The organism is Mesorhizobium sp. P3_A9 (assembly GCF_056402975.1).
On record NZ_JBFUGJ010000579.1, the window covers coordinates 1 to 2353 of the forward strand.

3 protein-coding genes are annotated in these 2353 nt (G+C 65.0%); all 3 read left to right on the forward strand.

What is annotated here, in order from left to right:
* The coding region (locus tag AC1DX0_RS34780; RefSeq protein ID WP_477358920.1) for a putative PEP-binding protein at positions 1-675 on the forward strand (675 nt) is incomplete at its 5' end.
* Positions 676-685: 10 nt separating this feature from the next.
* Positions 686-1765, forward strand: coding sequence for a peptide chain release factor 1 (gene prfA, locus AC1DX0_RS34785; protein ID WP_477224559.1), 1080 nt, complete (start codon positions 686-688; stop codon positions 1763-1765).
* On the forward strand, positions 1758-2353 hold a 596-nt coding region (locus AC1DX0_RS34790; RefSeq protein ID WP_477358923.1), incomplete at its 3' end, for a N5-glutamine methyltransferase family protein. The genes prfA and AC1DX0_RS34790, both read left to right, overlap by 8 nt.

Here is a 2353-nt window from a genome sequence, read left to right on the forward strand (position 1 = left end):
GCGCTTGGCTGGCGGGMGATCCGGCTCACGCTTGACCGGCCGGGGTTGTTGCGCACCCAGATCCGCGCCTTGCTGAAGGCCAGCGGCGGGCGCGAGCTGAAGCTGATGCTGCCGATGGTGACCGAGCTTGGCGAGATCGCCCAGGCGCGCGAGATCATCGACCGCGAGGTGCGGCATCTCTCTCGCTTTGCCCATCATCTGCCGACCAGCCTCAAGCTGGGCGCGATGCTGGAAGTGCCGTCGCTGCTGTTCCAGCTCGACGAATTGATGAAAGCGGTCGACTTCGTCTCGGTCGGTTCGAACGATCTGTTCCAGTTCGTCATGGCGGTCGACCGCGGCAACACGCAACTGGCCAACCGCTTCGACACGCTGTCGGCGCCGTTCCTGCGCGTGCTCAAGCAGATCGCCGATGCCGGCATCCGCAACCATACGCCGGTGACGCTGTGCGGCGAACTCGCCGGAAAACCCATTTCCGCGATGGCGCTGATCGGTCTCGGCTTCCGTTCGATCTCGATGTCGCCGGCCTCGATTGGCCCGGTCAAGGCGATGCTGACGGAACTGCCGCTGGATGAGCTGACGGCGTTCTTCGACGACAATCTGATGGCGCCGGCGCAAGGGTTGCCGATGCGGGCGCTGCTGCAGGCCTTCGCCGACGATCGTTCGATCCCGTTGTAGGGCCCTCATCATGGTCAATTTGCCCCGCGATCGTATGGATCAAGTCGTCAAGCGTTTCGAGATGCTCGAAGCGCAGATGTCGGCCGGCCCGGCGCCGGATGCCTACGTGAAGATGGCATCGGAATATGCCGAGCTGCAGGACATGGTGGCAAAGGTCAGGGAATTGCGCTCGGCCGAGCATGAGCAGGCCGACCTCGAAGCGATGCTCGCCGACAAGGCCACCGACGCCGAGATGCGGGCGCTGGCCGAGGCGGATCTGCCCGGGGTGGAAGAGCGCATCGAGGTGCTGCAGAAGGACATTCAGGTCCTTCTGTTGCCCAGGGACGCCACCGACGACAAGAACGCCATCCTCGAAATCCGTGCCGGCACCGGCGGCGACGAGGCTGCGCTCTTCGCCGGCGACCTGTTTCGCATGTATGAGCGCTATGCCGCCGAGCGCGGCTGGCGGTTCGAGACGGTTTCGGCCAGCGATGGCGATGCCGGCGGTTTTAAGGAAATCATCGCCACCATTTCCGGTAAGGGCGTCTTTGCCCATCTGAAATTCGAATCCGGCGTGCATCGGGTGCAGCGCGTGCCGGCGACCGAGGCGAGCGGGCGCATCCACACTTCAGCCGCGACCGTCGCCGTGCTGCCGGAGGCTGAAGAGGTCGACATCGACATCCGGGCCGAAGACATCCGCATCGACACGATGCGCGCCTCGGGCTCCGGTGGCCAGCACGTCAACACCACCGATTCCGCGGTCCGCATCACCCATCTGCCGACCGGCATCATGGTGGTGCAGGCGGAGAAGTCGCAGCATCAGAACCGGGCCAAAGCCATGCAGATCCTGCGCGCCCGGCTCTACGACATGGAGCGCAGTAAGGCGGACGAGGAGCGTTCCGAATCGCGCAAGTCGCAGGTCGGTTCCGGCGACCGCTCGGAGCGCATCCGCACCTACAATTTCCCGCAGGGACGCCTTACCGATCACCGCATCAACCTGACGCTCTACAAGCTCGACCGGGTGATGATGGGCGAACTCGACGAGGTCATCAACGCGCTGATCGCCGATCATCAGTCGAAGCTGCTGGCCGATATCGGCCTTGATGGCTGACCCTTTGCCCGAGGCGCTGGGGCCGTTGCTGCGGGAAGCGCGGGCGAGGCTTATGGCGGCCGCGGTCGACGATCCGGCGCTCGACGCGCGGCTGATCGTCGAACATTATTCCGGCACGACGCGCACGCAGGCCATTGCCGACCCTGAACGCACGGTCGACAGGAACGCCATCKCCGCGATCGATGCCGCTCTGAGGCGCCGGGCGGATGGCGAACCGGTGCATCGCATCCTCGGCTACCGCGAATTCTACGGTTTGCGCCTGTCGCTTTCGCCGGAAACGCTGGAGCCACGGCCGGATACCGAAACGCTGGTCGAGGCGGTGCTGCCTTTCGTCAAGACAATGGCCGCGCGGGAGGGCGTCTGCCGCATCCTCGATCTCGGTACCGGAACCGGAGCCATCGCGCTGGCGCTGCTGAGCGCAGAGCCGGCTGCGACCGCCACCGGTGTCGACATTTCCGCAGGCGCACTGGCGACGGCGGCCCGCAATGCCGGGCTACTGGGGCTCGGCAACCGGTTCACGACAGTCCAGTCGGACTGGTTCAAAAAAGTTTCCGGCCGATACCATGTAATTGCCGCAAACCCTCCCTA